At 70.1% G+C, this 3,098-nt stretch carries 2 protein-coding genes and 1 pseudogene; 2 read left to right on the forward strand and 1 reads right to left on the reverse strand.

Annotated elements, in window-relative coordinates; genetic code table 11:
* Positions 1 to 117: 117 nt before the first annotated feature.
* Positions 118 to 1,095: a 2-dehydropantoate 2-reductase gene (locus tag AC27IQ_RS21310; protein ID WP_487090694.1), complete on the forward strand. Its 978-nt coding sequence runs from the start codon at positions 118 to 120 to the stop codon at positions 1,093 to 1,095.
* Between the two features lie 135 nt (positions 1,096 to 1,230).
* On the forward strand, positions 1,231 to 1,839 hold the full coding sequence (locus AC27IQ_RS21315) for a glutathione S-transferase family protein (RefSeq protein WP_487090695.1): 609 nt from the start codon (positions 1,231 to 1,233) through the stop codon (positions 1,837 to 1,839).
* A 125-nt stretch (positions 1,840 to 1,964) separates the two neighbouring features.
* Here the strand turns inward: AC27IQ_RS21315 and AC27IQ_RS21320 are convergent.
* Positions 1,965 to 3,098, reverse strand: a pseudogene (locus AC27IQ_RS21320) (ABC transporter substrate-binding protein); the annotation flags it as partial.

A 3,098-nucleotide genomic window follows, 5' to 3' on the forward strand; every position in this document is an offset into this window, starting at 1 on the left:
CAAGTGATCGCGCGCTGACCGCGCCCCTGCCGCCTCCCCCTGCGCACGCCGCGGGGAGCGCTTAACATCCACCGCTTCGCGGCCGTTCGGCCGGTCCCTGCAGAGGCGGATGTTTCGATGAAGGCATGTATCTACGGCGCGGGCGCCATCGGCGGCTGGCTCGCCGTGGCGCTGGCGCGAGCAGGCGGCGATGTGTCCATGGTGGCGCGCGGCGCCACGCGGCAGGCCCTCGATGCGCAGGGCCTGCGCCTCCTTCAACCCGATGGTTCCGTGCACGCCACGCCGGTGCGCGCGCACGATGATCCGGCCGCCCTGGGCGTGCAGGACCTGGTGGTGCTGGCCGTCAAGGCCCCGGCCCTGCCCGACGTGTCCGCCCGCATCGCGCCGCTGATCGGCCCCCACACGCTGGTGCTCACGGCCATGAACGGCGTGCCGTGGTGGTTCCTCGACGGCTGCGGCGGCCCCGCACAAGGCCAGGCACTGCAGTCCGTAGACCCTTCTGGCGCCATGGCGCGTGCCGTGCCGGCCGGCCAGGTGATCGGCGGCGTGGTCCACACCAGTTGCTCGCTCGATGCGCCCGGGGTGGTGCGCCACCACTTCGGCAACCGGCTCATCCTGGGCGAGCCCGCCGGCGCGCCCACGCCGCGGCTGCAGGCACTGGCCGACACGCTGCGGCGCGGCGGCATCGAGGCCGAAGTGTCCTCCCGCATCCAGCAGGACGTGTGGTTCAAGCTCTGGGGCAACCTGACGGTCAACCCCATCAGCGCCCTCACAGGCGCCACCACCGACCGCATCCTCGACGACGACCTGGTGCGCACCTTCATCTCCGACGTGATGCGCGAGGCCAAGGCCATCGGCGAACGGCTGGGCCTGCCGATCGACCAGCAGCCCGAAGACCGCCACGCCGTCACCCGCAAGCTGGGCGCGTTCAAGACCTCGATGCTGCAGGACGTGGAGGCCGGCAAGCCGCTGGAGATCGACGCCCTGGTGGGCGCGGTGCACGAGCTGGGCCGCCTCACCGCCGTGCCCACGCCGCACACCGACGCCCTGCTGGGCCTGGTGCGGCTGATGGCGCGGGTGCGTGGCCTGCACTGACGTGCAAAGGCAAGCACATCAAAAACCATAGCAAGACGCCTTAGTACCCATTGCCTTCCCGTGGTTTTTGACTTGAACCAGGAGGCCGCAGGCGGCGGCCGTTCCTTTTCCCATCGCCAACCCACTGGAGCCCCCATGGCCTCGCTGACCCTCTACTACGCCCCCGGCACCTGCGCGCAGGCCGTTCGCATCGCGCTGAACGAAGCCGGCGCCGATCACGCGCTGGAGCGCATGGACTTCAAGGCGCAGCAGCAGCGCACGCCCGAGTACCTGGCCATCAACCCCAAGGGCCGCGTGCCGGCCCTGGTCACCGAGCAGGGCGTGCTGACCGAGACGCCCGCGCTGCTGGCCTATGTGGCCCAGCGGTTCCCTGACGCGCGGCTGGCGCCCACCGATCCCCACGGGTTCGCGCGGATGCAGGAGTTCAACAGCTACCTCGCCTCCACCGTGCACGTGGCCCATGCCCACCGGCCCCGCGCCAGCCGCTGGGCCGACGAGGCCGAGGCCATCGCCGCGATGCAGCGCAAGGTCGGCGCCAACATGACCGAATGCTTCGCGCTGATCGAGCAGCAGCTGCAGGGGCCGTGGGTGCTGGGCGACGCCTATTCGGTGAGCGACGGCTACCTGTTCACCATCGGTGGATGGCTGCAAAGCGATGGCGTGGACATCGCCCGGTTCCCCAAGGTGCATGCGCACGCGCAGCGCGTGGCGGCGCGGCCGGCGGTGCAGCGGTCGTTGGATTGATGTCCTGCGGGGGGCGGGTGCCGCGCGAGGCGGCGCCCCTCCAGAAAAAGCCCCGGGGCCGGGCGGCCCGCGGGGCGGTTCGTGAAGGCCGGGCGCGATGACCGGCAACGATATGGCCTGGCGGCTCAGTTGACCTTCAGCAGGCGCCAGTCGATGCGGTTGTCCGCGCGGTGGATGATCTCCACCTTCTGCGAGGCCGCCCAGGGGATCACCTGGTGTACAGCGGGATGTGCGAGATGAGCTGGTGGTCCTGCACCAGCGCCTGCTCGATCAGGCTGTTGCGCGTGGCGGCGTCGGTTTCCTTCTTGATGCGCTCGATCAGCGCGTCCTGCTGCGGGTCGCTGAAGCGGCCCAGGTTGAAGTTGCCGTCGCCGCCGGCACCGGGCGAGCGGATCAGCGACTGCAGCGAATAGAACGCATCGAACGTCGGCACGCCCCAGCCCAGCAGGTAGATGCTGGCCTCGTTGCGCTGGATCATCGGGAAGTACGTGGCGAACGGCAGCGAGCGCAGCCTGGCTTTCACGCCCACCTTGGCCCACTGGGCGGTGATGGCCTGGCACAGCTGCTCGTCGTTGATGTAGCGGCCCGCGCTGCAGGCGAAGTCCACGTCGAAGCCCTGCGGGTAGCCGGCCTCGGCCAGCAGCTTCTGCGCGGCGGCGGGGTCGTAGGGCCAGCGCACGTCGGCCTTCGGGGTCCAGCCGTTCACCTGCCGCGCGATGATCGCGCCGGTGGGCTGGGCCAGGCCGCGCAGCACCACGCGCTGGATGGCGTTGATGTCGATGGCCTGGTAGAGCGCCTTGCGCACGCGCACGTCCTTGAGCGGGTTCTTGCCCTTCACGCTGGAGTTCTGCAGCTCGTCGCGGAACTGGTCCAGGCCCAGGAAGATGGTGCGGTTCTCGGCGCCGTCCAGCACCTTTAGCTGCGGCTGCTGGCGGATGCGCGGCACGTCCTGCAGGCTGGGGTCGAGCACGAAGTCCACCTCGCCCGACAGCAGCGCCGCCGTGCGCGTGGCATCGGACTTGATGGGCGTGTAGACCACGTCGGTCACGTTGCCGCCGAATTGGCCCTTGCCCCACCAGTGGGGATTGGCCGCCAGCACCAGGCGCTGGTCGGGCGCCCAGGACTTGAGCACGAACGGGCCCGTGCCCAGCGTGTTGCGGTGGGTGTAGGGCTCGTCGCTGGTCTTGATGTCCTTCGGCGCCGTGGCGTTGTTCTTCTCGGCCCAGGGCTTGCTCATGATGCGCAGCTCGGTCAGCTGG

The sequence above is a fragment of the Acidovorax sp. KPB24-07 genome, assembly GCF_057543315.1.

Coding starts and splice junctions, on each gene's coding strand:
- AC27IQ_RS21310 (WP_487090694.1), top strand. CDS start 118: ATGAAGGCATGTATCTACGGCGCGGGCGCCATCGGCGGCTGGCTCGCC.
- AC27IQ_RS21315 (WP_487090695.1), top strand. CDS start 1,231: ATGGCCTCGCTGACCCTCTACTACGCCCCCGGCACCTGCGCGCAGGCC.